The organism is Acetobacter sp. KSO5 (assembly GCF_044094635.1).
Lineage (GTDB): Bacteria > Pseudomonadota > Alphaproteobacteria > Acetobacterales > Acetobacteraceae > Acetobacter > Acetobacter cerevisiae.
This window is the reverse complement of sequence record NZ_CP172014.1, coordinates 124,383-149,015: the sequence shown is the minus strand read 5'-3', so window position 1 is coordinate 149,015 and position 24,633 is coordinate 124,383. Positions and strand designations below refer to the sequence as shown.

19 protein-coding genes are annotated in these 24,633 nt (G+C 61.4%); 11 read left to right on the top strand and 8 right to left on the bottom strand.

Features of this window, described 5'->3' with window-relative positions; genetic code table 11:
* The first annotated feature begins 48 nt into the window (after nt 1-48).
* The 3 genes from secE to ACHQGU_RS00625 all read left to right on the top strand — a co-directional run bounded on the left by secE (nt 49) and on the right by ACHQGU_RS00625 (nt 2,742).
* Nucleotides 49-243 carry a preprotein translocase subunit SecE gene (gene secE / locus ACHQGU_RS00635; RefSeq protein WP_025825930.1) on the top strand — a complete coding sequence of 65 codons (195 nt, stop codon included), beginning with the start codon at nt 49-51 and terminating at the stop codon, nt 241-243.
* A 9-nt stretch (nt 244-252) separates the two neighbouring features.
* The gene (gene nusG / locus ACHQGU_RS00630) at nt 253-783 is read left to right on the top strand and encodes a transcription termination/antitermination protein NusG (RefSeq protein WP_062250505.1); all 531 of its coding nucleotides are present in this window, start codon (nt 253-255) and stop codon (nt 781-783) included.
* A gap of 324 nt (nt 784-1,107) precedes the next feature.
* Nucleotides 1,108-2,742, top strand: coding sequence for an NAD-dependent malic enzyme (locus tag ACHQGU_RS00625; protein WP_043549210.1), 1,635 nt, complete (start codon nt 1,108-1,110; stop codon nt 2,740-2,742).
* Between the two features lie 140 nt (nt 2,743-2,882).
* Here ACHQGU_RS00625 and ACHQGU_RS00620 read toward each other — a convergent pair whose 3' ends face one another.
* Nucleotides 2,883-4,850: a prolyl oligopeptidase family serine peptidase gene (locus tag ACHQGU_RS00620; RefSeq protein ID WP_395495537.1), complete on the bottom strand. Its 1,968-nt coding sequence runs from the start codon at nt 4,848-4,850 to the stop codon at nt 2,883-2,885.
* 269 nt (nt 4,851-5,119) lie between these two features.
* On the opposite strand from ACHQGU_RS00620, the gene ACHQGU_RS00615 reads away from it, so the two are divergent.
* Nucleotides 5,120-5,704, top strand: a complete 585-nt coding sequence (locus ACHQGU_RS00615; protein ID WP_197056165.1) for a DedA family protein — start codon at nt 5,120-5,122, stop codon at nt 5,702-5,704.
* Nucleotides 5,701-6,651: an SDR family oxidoreductase gene (locus ACHQGU_RS00610; RefSeq protein WP_253553810.1), complete on the top strand. Its 951-nt coding sequence runs from the start codon at nt 5,701-5,703 to the stop codon at nt 6,649-6,651. Before ACHQGU_RS00615 ends, ACHQGU_RS00610 begins: the two co-directional genes overlap by 4 nt.
* Nucleotides 6,652-6,661: 10 nt before the next feature.
* On the opposite strand, the gene ACHQGU_RS00605 is transcribed toward ACHQGU_RS00610, so the two are convergent.
* The gene (locus tag ACHQGU_RS00605; protein WP_062141615.1) at nt 6,662-9,028 is read right to left on the bottom strand and encodes a helicase-related protein; all 2,367 of its coding nucleotides are present in this window, start codon (nt 9,026-9,028) and stop codon (nt 6,662-6,664) included.
* Between the two features lie 241 nt (nt 9,029-9,269).
* On the opposite strand from ACHQGU_RS00605, the gene ACHQGU_RS00600 reads away from it, so the two are divergent.
* From ACHQGU_RS00600 to ACHQGU_RS00585, 4 genes are all read left to right on the top strand, one after another.
* Entirely contained in the window at nt 9,270-10,184 is a 915-nt protein-coding gene (locus ACHQGU_RS00600; RefSeq protein WP_373270316.1) for a ferredoxin--NADP reductase, read from the top strand.
* 31 nt (nt 10,185-10,215) lie between these two features.
* A complete protein-coding gene (gene gorA / locus ACHQGU_RS00595; RefSeq protein WP_395495536.1) occupies nt 10,216-11,613 on the top strand; it encodes a glutathione-disulfide reductase in 1,398 nt (465 codons plus the stop codon).
* 81 nt (nt 11,614-11,694) lie between these two features.
* Complete coding sequence (locus tag ACHQGU_RS00590) at nt 11,695-13,089, top strand: dihydroorotase (protein WP_062250493.1); 1,395 nt, start codon at nt 11,695-11,697, stop codon at nt 13,087-13,089.
* Nucleotides 13,090-13,092: 3 nt separating this feature from the next.
* Nucleotides 13,093-14,379 carry an Hsp70 family protein gene (locus ACHQGU_RS00585; RefSeq protein ID WP_395495535.1) on the top strand — a complete coding sequence of 429 codons (1,287 nt, stop codon included), beginning with the start codon at nt 13,093-13,095 and terminating at the stop codon, nt 14,377-14,379.
* An 83-nt stretch (nt 14,380-14,462) separates the two neighbouring features.
* Here ACHQGU_RS00585 and ACHQGU_RS00580 read toward each other — a convergent pair whose 3' ends face one another.
* From ACHQGU_RS00580 to ACHQGU_RS00570, 3 genes are read right to left on the bottom strand one after another with little or no spacing between them, the layout of a single operon-like run.
* Entirely contained in the window at nt 14,463-14,927 is a 465-nt protein-coding gene (locus ACHQGU_RS00580) for a hypothetical protein (protein ID WP_062141619.1), read from the bottom strand.
* A gap of 14 nt (nt 14,928-14,941) precedes the next feature.
* Nucleotides 14,942-16,081: a DegT/DnrJ/EryC1/StrS family aminotransferase gene (locus ACHQGU_RS00575; protein ID WP_395495534.1), complete on the bottom strand. Its 1,140-nt coding sequence runs from the start codon at nt 16,079-16,081 to the stop codon at nt 14,942-14,944.
* The gene (locus tag ACHQGU_RS00570; RefSeq protein WP_395495533.1) at nt 16,078-18,117 is read right to left on the bottom strand and encodes a polysaccharide biosynthesis protein; all 2,040 of its coding nucleotides are present in this window, start codon (nt 18,115-18,117) and stop codon (nt 16,078-16,080) included. Before ACHQGU_RS00570 ends, ACHQGU_RS00575 begins: the two co-directional genes overlap by 4 nt.
* On the opposite strand from ACHQGU_RS00570, the gene ACHQGU_RS00565 reads away from it, so the two are divergent.
* Nucleotides 18,111-19,220, top strand: coding sequence for a glycosyltransferase family 4 protein (locus tag ACHQGU_RS00565; protein ID WP_395495532.1), 1,110 nt, complete (start codon nt 18,111-18,113; stop codon nt 19,218-19,220). The genes ACHQGU_RS00570 and ACHQGU_RS00565 overlap by 7 nt on opposite strands.
* Before the next feature lie 26 nt (nt 19,221-19,246).
* Here ACHQGU_RS00565 and ACHQGU_RS00560 read toward each other — a convergent pair whose 3' ends face one another.
* From ACHQGU_RS00560 to ACHQGU_RS00550, 3 genes are all read right to left on the bottom strand, one after another.
* A complete protein-coding gene (locus tag ACHQGU_RS00560) occupies nt 19,247-19,696 on the bottom strand; it encodes a hypothetical protein (RefSeq protein ID WP_062250483.1) in 450 nt (149 codons plus the stop codon).
* A 170-nt stretch (nt 19,697-19,866) separates the two neighbouring features.
* Nucleotides 19,867-20,280: a MarR family transcriptional regulator gene (locus ACHQGU_RS00555; RefSeq protein ID WP_062141624.1), complete on the bottom strand. Its 414-nt coding sequence runs from the start codon at nt 20,278-20,280 to the stop codon at nt 19,867-19,869.
* 159 nt (nt 20,281-20,439) lie between these two features.
* Nucleotides 20,440-21,885: a leucyl aminopeptidase family protein gene (locus ACHQGU_RS00550; protein ID WP_395495531.1), complete on the bottom strand. Its 1,446-nt coding sequence runs from the start codon at nt 21,883-21,885 to the stop codon at nt 20,440-20,442.
* A 106-nt stretch (nt 21,886-21,991) separates the two neighbouring features.
* On the opposite strand from ACHQGU_RS00550, the gene ACHQGU_RS00545 reads away from it, so the two are divergent.
* Nucleotides 21,992-24,586: a helicase-related protein gene (locus tag ACHQGU_RS00545; protein WP_395495530.1), complete on the top strand. Its 2,595-nt coding sequence runs from the start codon at nt 21,992-21,994 to the stop codon at nt 24,584-24,586.
* Nucleotides 24,587-24,633: the final 47 nt, after the last annotated feature.

The following is a 24,633-nucleotide window of genomic DNA, read 5'->3' as shown; positions in this document are numbered from 1 at the left end:
CCGTCTGTCCAAACCAGATCGGACCGGGCAGCGGAGAGAGGATAGTTCGTGTCGGTCAGTCCCGGTAAGTTTCTGCGTGATGTGCGTGCCGAGGCCGAACGGGTCACATGGCCGTCCCGACGTGCTACTTTCATTACAACAGGTGCTGTGCTTGCCATGGCAGGGCTTGCATCTGTGTTCTTCTTTGTCGTTGACCAGCTGATTGGTCTCGGCGTGCGTCAATTGTTCGGGCTGGGAGGCTGAGGAAACGACATGGCCAAACGTTGGTACGTGGTCCACGTCTATTCGGGCTTCGAGAAAAAAATCGCCCAGCATATTCGCGAGCAGGCAGCACAGAAGGGTCTTGCTGACCATATTGATGAAATTCTGGTTCCCTCAGAAGAAGTCATCGAAATGCGTCGCGGCCAGAAAGTGAATGCCGAGCGTAAATTCTTCCCCGGTTACGTGCTGGTGAAGATGGAAATGACGGATGAGTCCTGGCATCTGGTTAAGGATACCCCGAAGGTAACGGGTTTCCTTGGCACCAAGAACCGCCCGACCCCCATTTCCGCAGCAGAAGCTGAGCGTATCATCAAGCAGGCGCAGGAAGGCATCCAGCATCCGCGTTCTGCCGTGACCTTTGAAATTGGTGAACAGATCCGCGTGGCGGATGGGCCGTTTACCTCCTTCAACGGTGTGATTGAAGAGATTGATGAAGAAAAGGGACGCCTGAAAGTCAGCGTTTCCATCTTTGGTCGTTCGACCCCGGTCGATCTGGAATATGGTCAGGTTGAAAAACTCTGATTTTATCCGATCTCCGGATCTGAAAAGTTTTCAAAAAGAGGTGGCCTTGTGCCGCCTCTTTTTTTTATGGTCCGCGCCTTTGAACGCCCTGCATGATGCCACGTTTCAGGCCCAATACGCAGACAGTTCCGGCTGCCGGGAAGGACGGAACGGTGCTGGCATTTTTATTAATTTTCTGCACCGAACATGGCTCCGTCTTGAAATTCTCAGACTTCCGGGCAAAAAATTTTGTTACTTTCACAATAAGAAGAGCACTGCTCGCATCTTTCTGCGATTTTCTGCAAGCGATGCGTTCTGACGTCTCACATGTATGAAAGGTTTATAATGCCAAAAGCCCCTATCCCTCATCTCCGGGGAATGTCCCTCCTGAATGACGCCAGTCAGAACAAGGGCACAGCCTTTACGGCTGAGGAGCGGCGGCAGTACGGGCTGGAAGGGCTTCTGCCTACGCATGTTGAAAGTCTGGACCGGCAGGTTGAGCGCATCCACCGGCATCTGGAAGCCAAGCCCAGCGACCTTGAGCGATATATTTATCTGAGCGGCCTGCGAGACCAGAACGAAACCCTGTTTTACCGGGTTCTGATGTCCAACCCGGCCAAATACGTGCCCATTATCTATGCGCCGACACTGGCGGCCGTCTGCCAGCAGTTCAGCCATATCTACCGCCGCCCCCGTGGCATGTATATCAGCCTGGAGATGAAGGGCCGTATCGAAGAAGTGCTGCGCAACTGGCCGGTGGACGATGTGCGCGTAATTTGCGTGACCACGGGCGGGCGCATTCTGGGCCTCGGCGATATCGGCGTAAACGGGATGGGCATCCCCATCGGCAAGCTGCACCTCTACACCGCTTGCGGCGCAGTGCCGCCGGAACCGCTGCTGCCCATCCAGCTCGATATTGGCACCACCAACAGCGCCTTGCGGGCAGACCCGCTGTATCTGGGCCTGCGCCGTGAACCACCCTCACAGGACGTGCTGGACGAATTTGTGGAAGAATTTGTGCAGGCTGTGCAGACCGTCTTCCCGCGCTGCTGCCTGCATTTTGAAGACTGGAAAGGCACGGATGCCATCCGGTATCTGGAAAAATATTATCCGCGCGTCCGCTGCTATAATGATGACATTCAGGGCACAGCCGCCGTCACGCTGGCCGGGCTCATCACCGCCCTGCGCATCAAGAACGAACCTCTGACCGACCAGCGGGTGCTCTTCCTTGGTGCAGGCTCTTCCGGGCTGGGCATTGCCAACATGCTGGTGACCGCCATGCAGAAGGAAGGGATGTCCGAGGCAGAAGCCGTCTCCCGCATGACGCTGATGGACGTGGATGGTCTGCTGGAAAAATCCCGCACCGACCTTTCCCCTCAGCAGGCCCGTTACGCCAGGGACATGCCGCCCTCACGCGACCTGCTGGCTATGGTCAAAGCCGTGAAGCCGACCATTCTGATCGGCGTCTCCACCTGTGGTGGAGCCTTTACGCAGGAGGTTGTAGAAGAAATGGCCGCCCTGAACGAGCGGCCCATCATCTTCGCCCTCTCCCTCCCCGCTAAAAACGGGGAATGCACAGCGGAGCAGGCGTATACATGGTCCGAAGGACGGGCACTGTTTGCCGCTGGCCTGCAATATCCGGAATTCACCCTGAACGACAAAACCTTCTATCCGGGTCAGGCCAATAACTTCTACATCTTCCCGGCTCTGGGGCTGGCTGTTTACGCCACCTGCCCGGATCTGATTACCGATGACATGGTGATCAAGGCTGCCAAGGCGCTCGCGGATCAGGTTGATCCGGCAGCACAGGAACGGGGCCGCCTGTTCCCGCCACAGAGCGAGATTCTGGAAGTGTCCATCACCTCCGCCACGCGCATTGCGGAGTTCATTTTCGATCAGGGTGCCGCCACGGTGGAACGCCCGCAGGATATCCGGGCGTGGATTGAAAGTCTGATCTACACCCCGCGCTACGAACACTAAGCCCGGCGGATACAAAAAGGCCGAATCGTCCACAGGGATGATTCGGCCTTTTTCTTTTTTCAGCGTTAACGTCAGCAGATCAGAAAACGTCTCACCTGTTTCACGCTTTGTATGATCACAAACGCGTATTCAGGCTGCTGTCACGCTTCGAACCCGAACACACGGCCATAAAACGCCAGTTCTTCTTCCAGCGCCTTCCGAATAGTGGCCTCCTGACGGAACCCATGCCCCTCACCGGGAAATTCATGCAGGGTGCAGGGAGAACCTGCCTCTTCCAATGCCTTCGCCATGGCATGCGCCTGACCGGGCGGCACGACCTTGTCATCAGAACCTTGCAGCAGCAGGACCGCCGCCTTGATTTTATGCGCTACAGACAGCGGTGAGCGCGCCAGATAAACGGCTTCTGCCTCCGGCCAGGGGCCGATCAGCCCATCCAGATACCGCGCCTCGAATTTATGCGTCTCCTGCGCCAGCGCCCGCAGATCCGTCACGCCATATAGACTGACACCGGCAGCAAACAGATCCGATTCGGCCAGCGCTACCAGCACCGTCATGCCCCCGGCACTGGACCCGCGAATGGCAAGACGCTTCGGGTCCACGCGGCCTGTGGCCACCATATGACGGCAGGCAGCAATACAATCCGCCACATCCACCACACCCCATGCGCCATTCAGCCGCTCACGCCATGCCCGCCCGAATCCGGTGGAGCCGCCGTAATTGACGTCCAGCACCGCGAATCCACGAGAGGTCCACCACTGCACCTTAAAGGAAAACCCTTCCTGCGCCCGCGCCGTGGGGCCGCCATGCACCTGCACGATCATGGGTGGCAGCATGCCCTCCGGCACACAGGCCCGACTGTTGGCGGGCGGGTAGAACAGCGCGTGGCCCAGAACACCTTGCTGCCCCGGCACGGGGAAGCGGATGGTTTCAGCACGGGAAATATCGGTCGGAGCGAGATCGAGCGTTGCGGCACGCTGCAACACCTGTTCCACACCCTTGGTCATGCTGCCAACAACCACGGCGGGCAGCGCATCATCAGGCACTTCGAGCCAGACAAACCGGCCATCAGCCAGCGGAACGGGGCACTGGTCCGGGTGGGCAGCAAACGCCAGAGCCTGCCCCTGCGCTGTCTGATGCAGGCAGGTTGTGCGGCCATCACGCACCGCCAGTACCAGACATCCCCCCTCCGGCAAGGGCTGATAGCTCCGCTGGCCAAACACCCATGCAGGCTGACCAATCTCGCCCTCCGGCATGGTGCAGGGCGTCAGAGCGGGTGCCCCCTGCCCAGACTGAACAGCCCATACGGTCCAGCAACCGGACCGGTCGGAAATGGCCAGCAACTGACCGTCCTCAGTCCAGCGGGGTTCCAGCACCGATTCGCGCTGCTCTGCGCCTGCCAGAACCTGCTTGTTGTTCAGAGCGGCCATCCGACCTTCCGCATCTCGCACGACCTCTGCGAGGCACAGCCGCGTGGCATCCCACGGCATGTCCGGGTGCTGCCATTCCACCCACGCCATGCGCGTACCATCGGGTGAGACTGAGGGAGAGGACAGAAAATCCGGGCCACTATACAGCACGATCTCTTCCGCCTGCGCGCCTGCTGTTGGGAGTTTCAGCGCGACCAGAGCGGCTTTGGCTTCACCCTCTGCGCGATGATCTTCCCTTACGGCCAGAACAGTGCTGGCCGTCGGGTCAAACCGCAGGTCCGCATAGCGCAGTCCGTCTTCTCCGGCGATCTGCACTGGCTGCACTCCCGGTTGCGCCACCAGCCAGACCGCGCCTGTCCGCTTGTCCGAAAACGCAATGCGCCCTGCCCGCACAGCATAAGGACCACCCCCATATTCATGTACACGGGTCGCGACATCAAAGCCTGAGGGGAGCGCCTCCGCCACGCCCTGCCCTTCGGCCCAGCGCATCAGGACGGAGCGGCCTTTTTCTGCCGGGCGGCGCTCCAGCCAGAACACGACGTTGCCGTCTGCGGTCACTTCAGAGAGCGAGAGCGTTTTCCCCGCCACCAGTGCCGCCGTCACACGGGACGGCCAGGTGCCGCAAGGCATGGGCACGGGGGCTTCCGGCCCAGCAGAGGGTGAAAAAGGCAGATCAGACATATAAGGCTCTCCGGGAAACACATTTAAGGTCTATCAAACCGTAATTCCCGCAACAGATACAGGCGTCTGGCTGGAAAAGGGGACAAAACCCGCAACACACTGAGGCTTGACAGTCTGCAACGGAAACTGTTCCTGCTGCCCCCTTTGACGCCTACCCAGCCAGAAGTGGATTTTTTGTCCTGTTACACTCTCTCGAATCCATTTTTTCACTGCATTACCTGAACAGCCTGTTCTCCCATTACGGTTATGCCGTGATCGGGGTCGTGGTCATGCTTGAGAGTATGGGGCTTCCGCTGCCTGCCGAGAGCCTGATCATCACCGGGGCGCTGTTCTGCGCCACCACGCATAAACTCCACATTAGTGGCGTGGTGATTGCCGCCGTGATCGGGGCGATCATGGGGGACAATTTTGGCTATCTGATTGGCCGGGCGCTGGGGCTGAAGCTGTTGCAGAAATACGGCCCCAAATTCGGCCTGACCCCCAACCGCCTGCTACTGGGGCGCTATGTGTTCCTTAAACATGGCGGGTCTGTTGTGTTCTTTGGCCGCTTTATTGCCGTGCTGCGCATGTTTGTGGCCCTGCTGGCAGGAGCGAACCATATGCCCTGGCATACGTTCCTGTGGCACAATGCGCTGGGCGGCATTTGCTGGGCAGGAGGGTACGCCATCTGCACGTATTTGCTGGGGAATGAAGTGTTACGGCTCTCCGGGCCGCTGGGAATTGTCTTCGGGGTTTGCGCCGCGACAATCATTATTGCTTCGTTCCTTTTCCTGAAACGCAATGAGAAACGTCTGACGGAGGAAGCCTTGGCTGCAGCAGAAAAAGATGAACGCCTGCGGATTATGCCCTCATGATCGGCAAGCATGAATGGTCCGTGACCAACCGCCAGCCCAGCCTGAAGGGCCGCGTGGCTCTGGTAACCGGCGGCAATAGCGGCCTTGGGTTTGAAGTGGCCTGTGGTCTGGCCACGCGTGGCGCACGCCTGCTGCTGCCGGTGCGCAGTGCTGCGCGCGGGGAAGCCGCTCTGGCCGCCCTGCAGGCCCGCTGCCCCGGTGCCGAGGCTGAACTGCTGACACTCAATCTTGCCTCACTGGACTCCATTGCGGCCTGTGCGGCTGAGGTCGCCACCCGCACCCGCGCGCTGGATTTTCTGGTGAACAATGCCGGCGTGATGGCCCTTGCCCGCAGGCAGGAAACGGCTGATGGGTTTGAGATGCAGTTTGGCACCAACCATCTGGGCCATTTTGCGCTGACCACGCGCCTGCGTTCCCTGCTGGAAGCAGCTTCCGGTGGCGGTACGGTGGTGACCGTCGCCAGTCTGGCAGCCTGTAAGGGCGCAATCCATTTTGATGATTTGCAGTCCCGCCGCCGTTACAGCCCCTTTGGCGCGTATCAGCAGAGCAAGCTGTCCAATCTGCTGTTTGCGCGGGAACTGGCCCGGCGTGCGGGAGAAAATGGGTGGAACATCCATTCCCGCGCTGCTCACCCCGGCTGGTCTTCCACATCCATTATTGCCAATGGTCCGGCCTCCAGCCTGCCCGGCGCTGTCGGCAAGGCGGAACAGGTGATTGGCACCGCAGTTCTGCGCGTGATGGGACAGACCGCAGCGCGCGGGGCAGAACCGCTACTTTATGCGGCCCTCTCTCCGGCTGCGCGTGATGGGGACTATTACGGTCCACAGGGCACAGGGGAGCGACGTGGCCCCCCCGGCCCGGCCAAAGTGCCTCCCGCCGCGCAGAAAGTTAGCACGGCGGCGCGCCTGTGGGATGTGTCCGAACGCCTGACGGGCGTGGCCTGGTAACGTCCCGGCCTTAACCCCGCCGGCGGGAACTGCTGCCCGGTGAGGAACTGCGCGTGCGGCTCTGCTGCCGCAGCACGTTTTCAATCCACTCATTCAGGCGGCGTGTGGTTTCTTCCGCATCTTCCCGGTCCGGGTAAAATTCCGGGAATCGCAGCGCCAGCCAGCGCCATGCGACCAGTCGCTTATGACGTTTTTCCGCGCGTTCCAGCTCTTCACGGCTGGCACGCTCACTCGGTGGCAGACGGCCTGTACCCGGCGGCAGAACGCGGCGGCCTGCGGCGTGATCGGCTGCCCAGCCCACCAGACGACGGATGCCGTTATCGCGGTCATCCACCGGACACATGGCGTAGGACCAGCGGGTGGTGAGATCCAGCCCGTCCACCCCTTCCAGAGCGGACGCAATGGCAAAAGCCTGCTCCATATCCGCCAGACGGTAATTGGGGTCATCCTTGCGCAACACGGCACGATGAATACGGGAGAGAACGCCATACAGGCTTTCCGACCCGATTTCCGCCGCAACCGCCTTCACGATATCTGCGTCTGGCTGCACGAAGGGCCGCAGATCTTCCGGCATTTCCGGGTCCGCCTCCAGCTGGCGACGGATGAAGGACGGGCTGCCCGCCCCCGCCAGCACGGATACAGTGCCCACTTCATGCTTGCCGTAGCGTCCGGCACGGCCACCAATCTGCTTGACCTCCTGCACCGTGAGGTCTCGCGTCTGCTTGCCGTCAAATTTCTTGAGGGCAGCAAACACCACGCGCTTGATGGACAGGTTCAGACCCATGCCAATGGCGTCGGTCGCAATCAGGATATCGGCCGCACCCGAGTTAAAGCGCTGCGCTTCGGCTCGGCGGACCTCCGGGCTGAGCGCTCCATAGACCACAGCCACACGCCGCCCGTGCTGCATGAGGGCTGCGCGGAGGTCCAGCACCTCGCGCCGGGAGAACGCAATCAGCGCATCACCAGCCTGAAGATCCTGCAACCGCACGGGCTGCGTGGCGGGTTTCAGCGGGCTTTTGCGCTCCAGAGAAATTTCATCCAGCGGGTCCCCGCACAGTTCGGCAATACGCCGCACCATGGGGATACAGTCCGGTGCACCCAGCACATACAGGTGGCGGGCCGGAGCCCCCATGATGGCCGCTGTCCAGGCTGCACCACGATCGGTATCGAAGAGCATCTGTGCTTCATCAATTACCGCAACATCGACCGGATTATAGAACGGGCACATCTCCACCGTGGCCGCCAGATGGCGGCTGCTGGGCACCAGAATGCGTTCTTCCCCGGTTGCGAGGGACGCTTCGACCCCACGAGAGGCCAGTGCCTCCCGGAATTCATGCGCCAGCAGACGGAGGGGGGCCAACGCCAGTCCACTGTCGGCCTGCGCCAGCGCATTGAGCGCCGTGTAGGACTTGCCACTGTTGGTCGGGCCGGTGACGAGAGTGATACGACGGTTCAGCGCCCGTGCGGTGCGGAAATGGGCCGCATAACGGTCGAGCGCCGCCACGCGGGCAATGACGGAATTGGCCACCTTACGGCCCATATCCGGGGCCTTGCCCCCTGCCCCGGCAACAGCCGGAGCGCCACCATTGCGCCACTCCCCCAGCTTGCCGCGCAGGGCGATAAGTTCCGCCGGATCAAACTCCCAGCGTTCCCGGTCGCCCGATTCGCGCACCTTTCGGGCCACGGGCAGACGATTTTCTGCAATCCAGCGCAACGCTTCCTTATGGGAGCACCGCAGCAGGCGCGGCACCTCCTGAAACGGCACCAGACTTTCTTCCCACGTGCGCAGGCGCGATTCTTCTTTCTCGCGCTTTTCACGTGCCGTGCGCTCAATGGTACTGGCTGTCTTCTGGCGCTGGGCTTCCTCCCGGCGGGCCGTGTCCAGAAACGGGTCGCCCTCCGGCAGGTCAAACGCCAGCGCAATGGCCATCAGCAGCAGGTCGGTCTGGGCCGGGGAGAGCACGCGCCCGGTATCAACCAGATCAGCCTGAACTGTCTCAAATACTGCTCGCGGGTTAGCACCATAAGACCGCAGCCGGGCGCGGGAGACAGGGGCCAGAGCGCGTTCCAGCACGCGGTCATCCGCTTCCGGTTCTTCTATGTTTCCAACGGCTTCTTCAATTTCATCGCGGGAAACCCAGATGCGGCCGCTGCGCCGCGTGAGATCCACAAGGCGGGAGACACGCTTCTTGCGCCGGGCGGTGCACAGAATGGTGCGGTAGGTTTCATCCTCAATATCGCGCGCGCCGGGCTCCAGAGCGCGGGCAATGCGGCGCAGAACGTCCTGCTCTTCCCGTGGTTCGATACTCAGGCCTGTGCGGGCTGAAACACGCACAAAGGCCTCACGGGCGGGGGATGCGAAAGTCTCTGATGTCATAGCGTATTCATGCGGCATCCGCGCGGGCGGAACAATGGCTGAAAAGGCAATAAAACCGCACCTGTGCACTGCCAGAAAGCGTCGCGTGATGAATTTGCACTGGCGTCATGCTTTCCAGCCCCTTAGAAACGCGCCACGACCAGAAGCACGCCTCCGTGCCGTTCAAGAGTCCGCACCGGGACCACAGGCCGGCTACGGGGCATATCCTCTCGATCTGCTGCAAGCGGAGTATAAGCGGCCCATGTCTGAAACCATGTCTGAAACGTCAACCGGAACATTTTCCGACATTCTGCCGAAAATGACGGCCTCTGAAGTCCCGACAGGCCTCCTGCCGGTAGAAGGTCAGGACGGTGTCTGGCACCTTGCCCCCCCGACCAAGGAATACGGCAACCTGTATCCGGCCAAGGTGCTGACGGTGCATCACTGGACGGACCGTCTGTTCAGCTTCACCACCACGCGTGACCCCGGCCTGCGGTTTGAAAACGGCCAGTTCGCCATGATCGGCATTGAACTGAACGGCAAGCCCCTGCTGCGTGCCTACTCCATTGCCTCCCCCAACTATGCGGATGAGATGGAGTTTCTCTCCATTGCCGTGCCGGAAGGCCCGCTGACCTCCCGCCTGCGCCACGTTAAAGTGGGTGATACGGTTCTGATTGGCCGCAAACCGACCGGCACGCTGCTGCTGGACAACCTGCGTCCGGGCCGGAACCTGTATTTCCTGTCCACCGGCACGGGTCTGGCACCGTTCATGAGCCTGATCAAAGATCCGGACTGCTATGAGCGGTTCGAGCATGTCATCCTCAGCCACACAGTGCGTATTTCCGGTGAGCTGGCCTATGCCAACCACATCCGCCATGAACTGCCGGAACACGAATTTCTGGGTGAGGACATCTCCGGCAAGCTGCTCTACTACCCGGCTGTGACGCGTGAAGCCTTTGCTGTGACGGACCGCATCACCAAGCTGATCGAATCCGGCAAGATCTTCACGGATCTGAACATCCCGGAACTGGACCCCGAGCATGATCGTGTGATGATCTGCGGGTCACCGGAAATGCTGGCGGATACGGAAGCCCTGCTGCAGGCCCGTGGGTTTGATGAAGGCAACATGTCCAACCCCGGTTCTTACGTAGTGGAAAAGGCCTTCGCTGAACGCTGAGGTTAGTGAACTAAAAAACGGAGCCTGCGCCATGACGCATGAATTTGATCTTCTTGTCATCGGAGCAGGCTCCGGCGGGGTGCGCTGCGCCCGTATTGCCGCAGGGCATGGTGCGCGCGTTGCCGTGGTGGAAAGTCGCCACTGGGGCGGCACCTGCGTCAATCTGGGCTGCGTGCCCAAAAAGCTCATGGTTCAGGCCAGTGAGTATGGCGATCTGGTGGATGACAGCCACGCCTTTGGCTGGTCCTCCACCCGTGGCACCCATGACTGGGCCACGCTGATTGCCGCCAAAGATAAAGAAATTACCCGCCTGAACGGCATTTACGTCTCCATGCTGGAGAAGGCAGGCATCACCCTGCTGACGGGCCATGCCCGCTTTGTGGATGCCCATACCGTGCGTGTTGAAGCCTCTCCGCTCGCTCCGAACGAAGCGCCGCGCACTGTGACGGCAAAAAACATTGTCATCGCCACCGGCTCCACACCCCTGCGCCCGGATATTCCGGGGGCGGAGCTGGCCATCACGTCTGATGAAGCTTTCCATCTGCCCACCCGCCCGCAGCGCGTGGTGATTGTTGGCGGTGGGTATATCGGACTGGAATTTGCAGGGATTTTTGCAGGGTTAGGCTCTCAGGTCGATCTGGTTTACCGGCAGGCTCTCCCCCTGCGCGGGTTTGATGAGGATATGCGCGCCGCCATGGCTGAGGCCATTACCGTGCGCGGCATCACCCAGCACCCGCGCTGCTCCTCCAGCCGTGTGACCAAAGAGGGCGAGACCTACACCGTCACGCTGGATAACGGCCATACGCTGGAAGCTGACTGCGTGTTTTTCGCCACCGGCAGAAAACCCAAGATCGAAAAGCTTGGCCTTGAGAATACCGGCATTGCCGTGGGCGACCTCGGGCAGATCAAGGTGGATGCCAACAGCCAGACCACGGAACCCGGCGTGTATGCCATTGGGGACGTGACGGACCGCATCAACCTGACCCCCGTGGCTATTGCCGAGGGCCATAATCTGGCTGACCGCCTGTTCGGCAAGGCACCGCCGCGGGAATGGTCGTTCGACACCACGCCCAAGGCCGTCTTTTTCTCCCCGCCGATGGCGTCCGTTGGCCTCACGGAAACGGAAGCCACACACCATGGCGCGGTGGATATCTACTTCACGCGCTTCACGCCCATGCGTCACACGCTAAGTGGCCGCAAGGAGCGCAAAACGGTCATGAAGCTGGTGGTGCAGCAGAGCAGCCAGATTGTCGTGGGCGTGCATATTCTGGGGGATGATGCCCCGGAAATGCTGCAAGGCGTGGCGGTCGCCGTTACTGCGGGTCTGACCAAACAGGATTTTGACCGCACCATCGGCATCCACCCCACCTCCGCTGAGGAACTGGTGACGATGCGCACCCGTACGCGGGAAACGCCAGCCGCGTCCTGACCCGGCTGCGCTCCGGCGCAGCCCCACACCCCTGCCTTCCCCCGCTTTTCTTTTTCCAGCCGCCAGAACAGGAAAAACGCCATGTCCTCCTCCCCCACACCGTCTGGCCCCACGCCGGGCAGCGTTGCCGCTCACGCCCGCGGATCTTACGATCTGGTTCTGAAAGGCGGCACCGTTGTGCTGCCGGACGCCACCGTGCAGACGGATGTGTATGTGCGGGACGGGCTGATTGCCGCCATTGGCGGGCAGGCTGACGCCGGGCGCACAATAGACTGCACGGGCCTGACCATTCTGCCGGGCGTGATTGATACGCAGGTCCATTTCCGTGAGCCGGGTGCCGAGGCTAACGAAGACCTCGAAACCGGCAGCCGCGCCGCTGTGCTGGGGGGTGTGACCGGCGTGTTTGAAATGCCCAACACGCGCCCGCCAACGTCCACGCCGGAAGCGGTGGCCTACAAGCTCTCTCGCGCAAAGCACCGCATGTGGTGTGATCACGCGTTTTACGTGGGTGCCACTGTGGACAACGCAGATGAGTGCGGTGAGCTGGAAAAGCTACCGGGTACCGCAGGCATCAAAGTGTTCATGGGGTCTTCCACTGGCAATCTGCTGATTTCAGAAGATGACATGCTGGAACGCGTTCTGCGCTCCGGTATGCGCCGCGTGGCCATTCATGCGGAAGATGAAACCCGCCTGAAGGAACGCATGGACTACCGCGTGGAAGGTGATCCGTCCTCCCACCCTGTCTGGCGTGATGATGAGACCGCCCTGCGCGCCACAACCCGTGCTCTGCATCTTGCCCGTAAAACCGGGCGGCGTGTGCATATCCTGCACATCACCACCCCTGCGGAACTGGAACTGATTTCCGCACACCGGGACATCGCCTCCTGCGAACTCACGCCGCAGCATCTGACGCTGGCCGGGGAAGACGCTTATCCCCGCCTGGGCACACTGGCGCAGATGAACCCGCCCATCCGCTCCGGCGCGCATCGGGATGGCCTGTGGCACTGGGTCAGTCAGGGCATGCCGGACATTATCGGGTCCGACCACGCCCCGCATGCGCTCTCCGCCAAGGAAAAACCCTACCCGGCCTCTCCCTCCGGCATGCCGGGTGTGCAGACCCTGCTGCCGCTGATGCTGGACCATGTGGCCAATAACCGCCTGACCCTGCGCCGCCTTGTAGACATGACTTCCGCCGGGCCGCAGCGCCTGTTCGGGCTGGTACGCAAGGGCCGCATTGCCGTGGGATATGATGCCGACTTCTCCATTGTGGATCTCAAGTCCCGCTGGACCATGGAACAGAGCTGGATGGCCTCCCGCTGTGGCTGGTCTCCCTTTGCAGGCCAGACCGTCACGGGCCGCCCGGTGGGCACCATTATCCGTGGCAATCAGGTGATGTGGGAAGGCACGCTGGCGGACAAAGCCCTTGGCGAACCCCTGCGTTTTGATGCAACCGACAGACCGCAGGCTGCCCGCTGAAACATGACGACGACGCCTTCCAACAGCCTGAAAATTGGTCTTGATTTCGGCACCACCAACAGTGTGGTGGTGCTGGCTCACCCGGACGGACGGACAGAGACCGCCCGGTTTACCTTCCCCCACCACGGCGAATCCGACACCTGCCGCACGCTGCTGTGCTTCTGGCATGATGAAGAACGCGGCCGCCTGAAGCTGCATGAGGCCATTGGTGCCGCGGCGGTGGATGCCTATCTGGAAGATCCTGCGGAAAGCCGCATGATCATGTCCATGAAGTCCTACCTCGCGCAGAAATCCTTCCGCGAGACCCAGATTTTCAGCCGTCGCATGACGCTGGAAATGCTGATTGCGCGCTTTCTGACGCATCTGATGCAGGCCGTGAAAATTGACCCGGCCTCCGTGCAGGTCACGGTCGGGCGGCCTGTGCATTTTGCCGGAGACCGCGCGGATGATGCGCTGGGCGAGCAACGCCTGCGCGAGAGCTTTACCGCAGCAGGCTTCGGCCCGATTGGTATTGCGTGGGAGCCGGAAGCCGCAGGCTGGCGCTTTGCCCAGCGGCTGGAAAAACCCACCACCATTCTGGTGGGCGATTTTGGCGGCGGCACGAGTGACTTCTCCGTCCTGCGGTTTGACCCGGCAACCGGCCGCGCTACGCCTCTGGGGCATGCTGGCGTAGGCATTGCGGGGGATCAGTTTGATTACCGCATTATCAATACCGTCATCGCGCCCCTGCTCGGGCGGGACAGCACCTACCGGATTATGGGCGGCCAGCCTCTGCCCGTGCCGATTGAATGGTACGCAAGCCTTGGCCACTGGCACCGTCTGGCGCTAATGCGGACGCCACAGACCCTGCGGGATATTGAGGACGTCACCCGCACAGCCGCCGAACCGGAAAAACTCCGCGCGCTGCTTGATCTGGTGAATGACCAGCAGGGGCAGGCGCTCTACCGCGCCGTGGGGGCTGCCAAAAGCGCACTCTCCTCCGCAGACAGCACGGTGCTGAAGTTCGAGCACAAGCGGCTGAAGGTGGAACGCACCATCACCCGGCAGGAATTTGAAGAGTGGATTGCCCCGGACCTCGCCCGGTTTGGCGGCGCAGTAGATAAGGCGCTTGAAAATGCCAACCTTGCCGCGTCCGATATCGACCGCGTCTTCCTGACCGGTGGCACATCCTTTGTGCCTGCGGTGCGCAATCTGTTTATCAATCGTTTTGGGAAAGACCGCGTGGATGCCGGAGGCGAATTCGTCTCCGTCGCCGAAGGACTGGCTCTGATGTCAGGCCGTGCAGCCTGAGCCCGCCCAACTCATCCGTAGCCGGAAAAACCCAGAGTGTTTGAAGAAGGGCGCAGGAGACTATCTCCCGCGCCCTTTCTGTTTTACGGAAAGGCAGACCGTTTAAAAACGTGCAGGTCTACCAGCGCCCGCAGGGGGGCGAAGGCTTTATCGGAAAAGTTTTCCGTATAGACCTTGGAGCCATCTGGCGCTTCCACAAACACCGTATCGTTCCAGTCGGCAGCGCTAATGCCCGTCCAGAGCGTAAGAGCCAGCACATCCTTGCCGCTGGCGTCTTTCAGCATCAGGCGCGAATCGCCGGAAGACGGCGGCGTGCGGCCCAGCGGACCCCACCCGCTTTTATGCTCGCTCAGCCAGTCATTCACGGATTTCACTTCTTCCGCGCTCAGCATCCGCTTGTGCCGCATCGGGCCAACCTCAATCTCGCCACTAGCGATCTGAGGGAACACCACCGGTTTGAAATTGGGCAGCGCCACCATCCAGATTAACGATGCCGTGCCAATCGTCAGCACCAGAAACCCGATAAGAAACGCGGTTTCCTTCCTCATTCCCCTAACTCTCCTTAACCGCGCACCGCCGCAATCACGCGGGCGACATCATCATCAGTCAGTTCCGGGTGAATGGGGAGTGCCAGAATACGCTGTGCCAGATCTTCCGACACCGGCAATGCCGTGCCGTCATGATGGTCCCGATAAGCCGGCTGCTTATGCAGCGGCAGCGGATAATAAATAGCGGAGGGCACACCCCGTTCTTTCAGGCGCGCCTGAAGCGGGGCGCGCTCTGCCGGGTCTTTCAGCAGAATAGCATAAATAGCCCATGCGCTCTTGCTGTTCGGCACCCGCACAGGCACCTGCACCACGTCCGCAAGGCCTGCATCATAGGCCTGCGCAATCGCGTCACGCCGGTCCAGCTCTTCTTTGAACCCATCCAGCTTGGCCAGCAGGACCGCAGCCTGCAAGGTGTCCAGACGCCCGTTCATGCCGGTGCGCAGCACCTCATACCGCGTGCCGCCTTCCCCGTGGGTGCGGAGGGACCGATAGAGTGCGGCACGTTCCGGGTCATCCGTCAGAATAGCCCCGCCATCCCCGTAGCCGCCCAGAGGTTTGGAGGGGAAGAAGGACAGCGTAGTGGCCGTTGCTTCCCGCCCGAGCGGTTTGCCATCCAGATCCGCGCCGAAGGACTGCGCGCAATCCGCCAGCAGGAACAGGCCTTCTTCTTCCGCAATCTTGCGTAGTTCAGGCCAGGGCGCAGGCTGGCCGAACAGATCGACCCCCACAATGGCGCGGGCCGTCAGCTTGCCAGCTTCCTTCACGGCGCGAATACGGGCGCGCAGATGGTCCGGGTCAATCTGGAAGGTGTTGGGATCTACATCCACAAAAACCGGCGTAGCCCCCAGCACCAGCGGGACTTCGGCTGTAGCAGTGTAGGTAAAAGCGGGCAGGAACACGGCGTCCCCCCGGCCAATCCCTTCGGCCATCATGACAATCTGCAACGCATCCGTGCCGGAAGAGACGCCGACGCACTCCTTAGCACCACACCAGCCAGTCAGCCGCTGTTCCAGCTCGGCCACTTCCGGCCCCATCACAAAGCGGCAATGGTCCAGCACCGCATCCACGCGGGCGCGCAGGGCCGGACCCAGACGCTTCTGCTGTGCAGGAAGATCGAGAAACGCAATCGGTTTGTCTGCTGTCTTATCGGTCATGATGCCACCTGTTTCCTGCTGCCATCCGGCCCGTTGTCCGGGCCTCTGGTCTGTATCGCCCCGGAGCGCGCTGCGGCCTCTGCCACACCCGGCGGTGCAACAGACCGCACTTCTCCTGTGGGGTTATGATCGAATTCCGGCACCAGCAATGACAGAATGCGCAGGGCTGCCTTCACCTCCCCTTTGCGCGCACAGGCTGCAATCTGGTCCACTGCCTGCGTCACGTCCGTCAGATCCACCACGCGGGGGGTAGCCATCAGCAGGCCCGGTGCATCTGTGGGCACCGGCGCTTCTCGTCCGTGAAACAGTTCTTCATAGAGTTTTTCACCCGGACGCAGGCCGGTAAAACGGATGCCCACATCCTCTTCCGGGCGCAGTCCGGCAAGGCGGATCATCTGGCGGGCGAGGTCCACAATCTTCACCGGCTCGCCCATATCCAGCACAAAAATCCCGCCATCCCGCAGCAGGGCATCCGTGCCGGAACCATCCACACCGCAGGTGCCGCGCACACTGGCCTGCAGGACCAGCCCGACGGCTTCCGGCACGGTCATGAAATAGCGACGCATTTCCGGGTGCGTGACCGTCAGCGGGCCGCCCCGCTCAAGCTGCCGCCGGAACAGCGGCACAACTGAACCGGTAGAGCCCAGCACATTGCCAAACCGCACGGTAATGCAGCGCATGGCATTTGGGTTGCCAGAAGTGCGCGCCTTGATATCCAGCGCCTGACAATACATCTCCGCAGCCCGTTTGGCCGCGCCCATCAGGCTGGAAGGGTTCACGGCCTTGTCGGTCGAGATCACCACCATGGCCCGCGCGCCGTTACGGGCGGCGGCATCGGCCACCACGCGCGTACCATGCACGTTGGTCAGCAGGCCTTCAGCCGGGTTGGCTTCCACAATCGGAACATGCTTGAGGGCGGCGGCATGGAACACCAGTTCCGGCCGGAACCGCGCCATAACCTCTTCAATCCGGGATTCATCCCGCACATCCGCCACCACAACCTCACGCGGGACGTGGGGGGCCCATTCGACGAGTTCTGTTTCAATCTGCCAGAGTTCAAACTCGCCATGGTCCAGCAGGATCAGCCGGTCCGGCTCCAGCATGGCAATCTGCCGCACCAGTTCGGACCCGATGCTGCCGCCAGCACCCGTCACCAGCACAGTTTTATGGCCAACAAGGCGCTCCATGCCAGCCCGGTCCAGCGGCACCTGCGGGCGGTTGAGCAGATCTTCAATCGGCACGGGACGCAGTTCCACGCGCTCCGCCGGAGTCAGGTCTGTCAGAGCCGGGGTGCGGAGTACGGAAATGCCATGCACCGCGCCCGCATCCAGCACTTTTGTCAGCGCCGCCCCACGAAAGGACGGGCTCGTCACCACCAGCGACTCGGGGAGTGTTCCGGCTTTTTCCAGCCGGTCCAGTATCGCCTCAATATCGTTTACATGTCCAAGGATCGGCACATTATGCAGTCTACGGCCTGCCTGATGCGTGCCGAGTGCGACCATCCCCACCACACGGATGCCGGCCGCCGGATTACGCTCCAGAGCGCGCAGATACAGGTCTGCCTCCGTATCCACCCCGACCAGCACCACCCGCCGCTGGTCCGCCTTGCGGGCCGCCAGACGATGCGCCAATCGGTAGCCTATACGCAGCCCCCCCAGCATGATGAGCAGCACCAGCGCGTAAATAATGGGAAAGGTCGGGCTGGGCAGCCGGAAGCCGGCCCACACCAGCCCGACAGAAAAGAGAACCGAACTCGCTACTGAGGCGCCAGCAATACCCAACAAGTCCGACACGCCGGAAAACCGCCAGTATTGCTGCGGCATTCTGAAAGGCAGGCCGCTAACGACCAGCGTAATTGCCCCACTGGCCAGAAACCACAGCGGGTGCAAGAGCCCATCCTGCGGCGCGGCCAGCCACCGTGCAAACGGCGCAGCCAGAGCCGCCAGCATCCCGTCCAGCAGGATGTTGACCATGATTCTGTTGAGCGGGCGCAGCCGGGGGCTACGGTGCAGAGACTCAGAGCGTTGCAGTGCCATTACCTTGCACCTATAGCCTAGCACCTGCCATCCTAGAAGCAGCACAACCAGACGAGACCATGCCCACCGTCCCTTCTTCTCTTTTTCTGGCGGTTTTCTGCCTGTTCAGCGCAGTATTTTTCACCAGTTTTCTGGTGAGGATGATGATCCGCGTGGCGGTTCTGGACCATCCGGGCCACAGAAGCGCGCATGAAGCCCCAACCCCAAAGGGCGGCGGTGTAGGCGTGATGGCCACATTTTTTGTGCTGTTTCCCATTTTGCAGGGGGTAACAGGCCAGCCGATCCTGAGTGCGCCCGTGCTAATGACGGCGCTCGCCACCGCGTTGCTGGCAGGCGTATCCTGGCTGGATGACCTGTATCAGTGGCCGCCCTCCATCAAATTTGCGGCTCAGTGTCTGGCGGCTGTTCTGGTGGTTGCGGGCGGCACCAGCCTGCCGCTGCCCCCCGCATGGGGTGGTGCGGTGGTCGGAGCGGTGCTCTCCGTGCTCTGGCTGGTGTTCATCACCAACGCCATCAACTTCATGGATGGGCTGAACGGGCTAATTTCCGGCTCTCTGGCCGTAGGGTGTGGCATTCTTGCGCTGGTCGGCCCGGCCTTTGGCGTGCCGGACCTCTTCTGGCCTGCGCTGCTGCTGTGCGCCTGCCTGTGCGGCTTCCTGCCCTTCAATTACCCAAAGGCCCGTATTTTTCTGGGGGATGTCGGGAGCCAGAGCTGTGGACTTCTGGCAGGAGCGGCGACCCTGCATGTGGCCCACGCAACGTCCCAGCCTTCCGGATGGGTGCTGGGGCCGTGCCTGCTTTTTCCGCTGATTTATGATGTGCTGTTCACGCTGGTCCGCCGCAAACTTGCCGGACATTCTCTGGTGCAGGCGCATCGGGGGCATCTGTATCAGGTGCTCCACCGCAGCGGCATCAATGCTGCGCTGATCACACTGGCGGAATGGGGATTTGTGGTGTGGGGAGCCGGGGTTGCCTGGTGGGTCGCGCCCATGGCCTTTGTCCCCGGCTTTATCAGTGCGCTGGGGCTGCTTCTGGCGCCCCAGCTCCTCTGGACAGGCCTCGCGGTCCTGCAAACGCGCCGTCACCCGGTCGGCCCCTGGTAAGCGACGCATTTTCTGGCGTCAGGCTCTTATTTTTCCAGCTTCAGGGTCAGGCCTTCAGCAGAGCTGGCCAGACGTGCACCTTTGGTGGCTGTCTCGATTTTAATCCGGACGCCGTTCTTGTTCTCAAGCACCAGCCCGCCAAGACCGCTGCCGAGGGTCGCTTCCCCATGGGCTGCGCCGTAGGTGCCGTCAAAATCCTGCACGCGGTGCAGGTTGTAAACGGTGCCGTTGCCTTCGATGGTGGAGAAACCAACCGCCGCAATCGTGCCGCCCGTCACAGAGAATTTGTAGGTGTGGCCACCATAGGTCAGCCTGCCATCACCCCACGTATAGCCCACTCCAACGTCAGCGGATTTAGCACTCAGGGTAATTTTTCCGGTGGGCGAACCCATCGCATCAGCAGCATGAGCCGCAGGCATCATACTGATGGGAGAAAACGCCAGTGCCGCCACAGCGGCAACAGAAGCAAACCGCATTGGAACGTTCCTTATCTCTTTGTTTCTCTTCCCATATCCCCCTGCGGCAGAAAGCCGGAGACGTTTGGGAAGCACTGAGAAAAAAACGCCCGATACAGATAAAAGTTTCTAAGAACAGGCCTGTCTGTCGTTTCTGCAAAAAAGAATCGACGGACAGGCCGACAACGTCTTCAGGCTGCCGCGACGCGACGCAGCGTGGCGCGCCGCACAGGTTTGTCTTCCTGACGCACCTTTTTGGCTTCCTCATCAGCCGCTTCACCCATGATGGAGCGAATTTCCTTCAGGTAAGCCGCACCTTTGGGGGTGCGCTGCACCAGAACGGAGCGGCGATCCAGCGGGTCAACCTTACGACGGGCCAGATCCAGCTCACCCAGACGGTCGAGCGCACGCGTAATGGCGGGCTTGGAGACGTTCAGGCTGGAGGCCAGACCACGCACGGTGTGACCGGACTCATCAAGATAGCAGGTCAGGAAAACCGCAAGCTGTCTTGCAGAGAGATCAGGGCCTTCGCCACGCACCAGCGAGACGATGGTATCGCGAAGAGTTTTAACCAGCTCTTCGGCTTTGGCGGCAGTCTGTGCCATCAGATTCTAGTCCTTTCCAAAGGTCCAATCACTGCCCTTGCGGCCAGCTTTCGGCTTTTTCATTTTTACTTCCGGCATACTTGGTGAGGCCTATATAGGAGCCGGTGTACATGTTTAAAACCTGTACTCTAAAAATAGTTCCAGGAATGTGACATTTCTTTACGACATCGCGCCGGGTTTTGTCTCAAAAATTTTACACACCGCGTCGAAAAGTGCGCGAATCCCAGGAGAATCCCCGCCTTCAGGCCGTCCGGGCCTGCCGCTATCATTCCATGCATAGCTGTCGATATGCGCCCACCGCTGGCCAGCATTTACAAAACGCTCAAGAAACAGTCCCGCTGTTACTGCCCCGGCCATAGGTCTGGAGGAAATATTGTTAAGGTCAGCAACCGGGCTTTTCAGCCATCCGGCGTAACCCTGCCATAAAGGCAGCCGCCAGAGCGGGTCAGCCTGCCGCTGCCCGGCGGCCAGAATGGACTGCGCTACACCCTCATCATTACTGAACAAGGCAGGCAGATCCGGCCCCAGCGCCACGCGGGCAGCACCGGTCAGGGTGGCGATGTCCATCAGCAGGTCCGGGGTATGTTCACCGGCTTCGCTCAGCAGGTCACACAGTACCAGCCGGCCTTCCGCATCCGTGTTGCCAATTTCCACCGTCAGGCCAGCGCGGCTCTTCACCACATCCAATGGCCGCATGGCATGGCCGGACACACTGTTTTCCACGCACCCCAACCGGACTTCCAGTCGCACTGGCAGGTCCTGCGTCATGATCAGACGGGCCAGCGCCAGCACGCTCGCGGCCCCGCCCATGTCTTTCTTCATTCGCAGCATGCCGGAGGACGGCTTGAGGTCATACCCGCCGGAATCAAAGCACACGCCTTTCCCGACGAGAGACAGCAGCGGCGCGGATTTCCCGGCCTTGCTCCCTTTCCAGCGCGCAAGCGCCACACGTGGCCCGCGATCGGAACCATTGCCCACATGCGCCAGCAGGGGGTAGGCCTTGTCCAGCGCAGCGCCCTTGATGATCTCCACGTCCGCGCCAAGCGGCGTCAGCGCCTCGCGGGCGGCCTTGGCAAGTTCAGACGGCCCAAGCAGATTGGCGGGCGTGTTGATCAGATCCCGCGCCAGCCAGACAGAGCGTGCCGTCTCAACGGCCATCCCTTTCTGCTCAGCGGCAGTCACCACCAGACGCGGCCCCGCATGCTTTGCAGCCTTCCCGGCCGATTTCAGGGAAAACTGATAGGCCCCCAGACAGAAGCCCAGAATCACATCATCCCGCGCAATATCGGCGGGCACGTTTACGTCCCAGTCTCCGTCCGGCAGATCCTGCGCCAGAGCGCCAAACAGATACGGGTCGCGCTGCCCTTTTTCCGGCACGCCAAACAGCCCTATCGGTGCGCCGCTGGCATCCGGCACCAGCACCAGCTGGCCCGGCTTACCGGTAAAGCCACAGGCCTGTGCAAAAGCGGACCCTTCTGCCCCCAGCAGGGAGGCAAGAGCCTTCGGGTCAGCCCCACGCACGCCCTGCACGGTGCGGGTGGCTTTCTCCCCTGCCTTACGGCGGCTACGGGATACGACGAGACAGTCTGGTTCACGAACGGACATGGACAGTTCCTCCTTACTCAAACCTGCGCCGGGAACCCCCTCGGCGCAATGCCCCCGCAGAAGGGAACGGGTTGCTTTTGAACGCATACCAGCGGACCATGGCAGGATGATGGATACCCCAAGCCGCCAGGCCAGCCGCCTGAGGCCCCCCGCCAGTACTGAGGATGCTCCGGTTCGCGCTGTACTGGGGCCCACCAACACCGGCAAGACCCATCTGGCGCTGGAGCGAATGCTCGCTCACACCTCGGGCATCATGGGCTTTCCGCTCCGCCTGCTGGCGCGGGAAAACTATGAACGCATGGTGCGGCTGAAAGGCGTGCGCGCGGTGGGGCTGATTACCGGGGAAGAAAAAATCATCCCCTCAGGGGCCCGCTGGTTTTCCTGCACGGTGGAAGCCATGCCGATGGACCGCCCGGTGGACTTTATCGCCGTGGATGAAATCCAGCTTTGTGCGGACCCCGAACGCGGCCACGTGTTTACGGATCGCCTGCTGAACGCACGCGGGCAGGCCGAAACCCTGTTTCTGGGTGCCGAGACTATCGCGCCGCTGCTCCGCACGCTCATCCGGGGCATTGAGATTGAAGCGCGGCCTCGCCTGTCGGAGCTGAGCTATACCGGTTTTACGCGCCTCTCCCGCCTGCCGCCCCGCTCCGCCATTGTCGCCTTCTCCGCTGGCGATGTGTACGCCATTGCCGAAGCTATTCGACGCAGGCGCGGCGGCTGTGCCGTGGTCATGGGGCAGCTCTCTCCCCGTACGCGCAATGCACAGGTGGAACTCTACCAAAAGCGGGAAGTGGATTACCTTGTGGCCACAGATGCCATTGGCATGGGCCTGAACATGGATATCCAGCATGTGGCCTTTGCCGGGCTCTATAAGTTTGATGGCTCCCGCCGCCGGATGCTGGCCGCGGCGGAAGTTGCCCAGATTGCTGGACGAGCCGGACGCGGCGCGCAGGATGGCACGTTTGGCACCACAGGCGATTGCCCCCCCCTGCCAGAAAATATTGCCGAGGCGGTGGAAAACCATCAGTTCGAAGCGCTCCATCATCTCTACTGGCGCAACAGTGCGCTGGATTATTCATCCCCGCGCGCCCTGTATGCCAGTCTCTGCCAGAAGCCGCCTTACCCCGGCCTGCGGGCGGCGGAACCGGCCTCAGACATCATCGTGCTCAGCGCGTTGATGCGCGACACCGCTATCCAGAGCCTGACCAAAGAACCGGGCCGGACTCGTCTGCTGTGGGAAGTCTGCCAGATCCCGGATTTCCGCAAGCTGGGGGAAGACAGTCACATCCGCCAGTGCGCGCAGATTTTCACGGTATTGGTTAAGGAAGGCCATCTGCCCTCAAGCTGGCTGGAACCCCGGCTAGCCAATCTGGAACGCACCGAGGGCGATATTGACGCCCTGATGCAGCGGCTGATGGGCATCCGCATCTGGGCCTATGTTTCCACCCGTTCGGACTGGGTGGAAAACCCGCAGCTCTGGCGCAGCCGCACCCGCACGATTGAAGACACCCTCTCCGACCTGCTGCACGAACGGCTGGCCGCCCGCTTTGTGGACAAACGCGCCACCAGTCTGGCCCGCAGACTGGAGGAAGCTGATAGCAAACCCCTCCTTTCCGCTATTACCCGCACCGGAGAAGTGAGCGTGGAAGGCCATGCCGTTGGCCATATGCAGGGCTTTGCCTTTATCCCCGATCAGGAAGCAGCGCGGTCCGACCAGCCCTTGCTGATGCGCGCCGCCCGCCGCGCGGCCCGGAGCGAGATCCCGCGCCGTGTGACGCAATTTCTGCAAACACCGGATGAAAGCCTGACGCTGGACTCGACCACCGGCACCCTGCTCTGGTTTGGCGATGCCATCGGGCATTTGCAAAAAGGCGAGGAACTGCTGCGACCTGCCGTGCATGTCACCACAGCGGAGTTTCTGGAGCCGTCCCACCGCGAACGCATCCGCATGCGGCTGACAGCCTTTGTCGAGTCCACCCTGCACAACACACTCGCTCCCCTTTTCCGGGCGGCCCATGCCGTTGCAGATAAACCCACACTGCGCGGGCTGGTGCACGGCCTGACGGAACAGGGCGGCGTGATGACGCTCCCGGCAAACAGCCAGCTGAGCAAAAAAGACAGCCATTTCCTGCACAAGCTGGGCCTGCGTCTGGGGGATGGACTCCTGTTCTGCCCGCAACTGCTCCGCCCCCGCCCCATGACGCTCCGGGCCTTGCTGGTGCAACTCCATACAGGCCAGCCCGTGCCACCGCTCCCCAAACCGGGCGCGGTTTCTTGCCGCCTGCCACCCGAAACCAAACTCTCCGCGCAGGATCGTGCCGTGCTGCTGCAAATTGGCTGGTACTCTGCGGCTGACTTCCTGATCCGGCTTGATATTGCACACGAGACACACAAGACTCTCTCTGAGCTTGCCACCCGCTCCGGCGGCTGTCCGCTCCAGCCCGGCATGGCATCCCGTCTGGGTGTGCCTGCGGCAGACCTGCCGATGGTGCTGACGGATCTGGGATTAAGAGTGCAGAAAGCGTCCGTTCTGAGCAAAAAACAATTCGGGCCCGCCACACCCGTTCTGCTTTTACCGCCCCGCCCAACGGCCCCTGAACGCAAAGGCCGCAAAAACGGTCCACGGGCACGCGGGCAGATCAGGCAGGACAATACAGGCCCGTTTGCGGCGCTGGCAGTGTTGCAAAAACGTCGTTAAGGGCAGCTCTGCTCAGAAAGAAACAGTAATACCTAATAGAAGCGGGT

Coding starts and splice junctions, on each gene's coding strand:
- nusG (WP_062250505.1), top strand. CDS start 253: ATGGCCAAACGTTGGTACGTGGTCCACGTCTATTCGGGCTTCGAGAAA.
- ACHQGU_RS00625 (WP_043549210.1), top strand. CDS start 1,108: ATGCCAAAAGCCCCTATCCCTCATCTCCGGGGAATGTCCCTCCTGAAT.
- ACHQGU_RS00620 (WP_395495537.1), bottom strand. CDS start 4,850: ATGTCTGATCTGCCTTTTTCACCCTCTGCTGGGCCGGAAGCCCCCGTG.
- ACHQGU_RS00615 (WP_197056165.1), top strand. CDS start 5,120: ATGCTTGAGAGTATGGGGCTTCCGCTGCCTGCCGAGAGCCTGATCATC.
- ACHQGU_RS00610 (WP_253553810.1), top strand. CDS start 5,701: ATGATCGGCAAGCATGAATGGTCCGTGACCAACCGCCAGCCCAGCCTG.
- ACHQGU_RS00605 (WP_062141615.1), bottom strand. CDS start 9,028: ATGACATCAGAGACTTTCGCATCCCCCGCCCGTGAGGCCTTTGTGCGT.
- ACHQGU_RS00600 (WP_373270316.1), top strand. CDS start 9,270: ATGTCTGAAACCATGTCTGAAACGTCAACCGGAACATTTTCCGACATT.
- gorA (WP_395495536.1), top strand. CDS start 10,216: ATGACGCATGAATTTGATCTTCTTGTCATCGGAGCAGGCTCCGGCGGG.
- ACHQGU_RS00590 (WP_062250493.1), top strand. CDS start 11,695: ATGTCCTCCTCCCCCACACCGTCTGGCCCCACGCCGGGCAGCGTTGCC.
- ACHQGU_RS00585 (WP_395495535.1), top strand. CDS start 13,093: ATGACGACGACGCCTTCCAACAGCCTGAAAATTGGTCTTGATTTCGGC.
- ACHQGU_RS00580 (WP_062141619.1), bottom strand. CDS start 14,927: ATGAGGAAGGAAACCGCGTTTCTTATCGGGTTTCTGGTGCTGACGATT.
- ACHQGU_RS00575 (WP_395495534.1), bottom strand. CDS start 16,081: ATGACCGATAAGACAGCAGACAAACCGATTGCGTTTCTCGATCTTCCT.
- ACHQGU_RS00570 (WP_395495533.1), bottom strand. CDS start 18,117: ATGGCACTGCAACGCTCTGAGTCTCTGCACCGTAGCCCCCGGCTGCGC.
- ACHQGU_RS00560 (WP_062250483.1), bottom strand. CDS start 19,696: ATGCGGTTTGCTTCTGTTGCCGCTGTGGCGGCACTGGCGTTTTCTCCC.
- ACHQGU_RS00555 (WP_062141624.1), bottom strand. CDS start 20,280: ATGGCACAGACTGCCGCCAAAGCCGAAGAGCTGGTTAAAACTCTTCGC.
- ACHQGU_RS00550 (WP_395495531.1), bottom strand. CDS start 21,885: ATGTCCGTTCGTGAACCAGACTGTCTCGTCGTATCCCGTAGCCGCCGT.
- ACHQGU_RS00545 (WP_395495530.1), top strand. CDS start 21,992: ATGATGGATACCCCAAGCCGCCAGGCCAGCCGCCTGAGGCCCCCCGCC.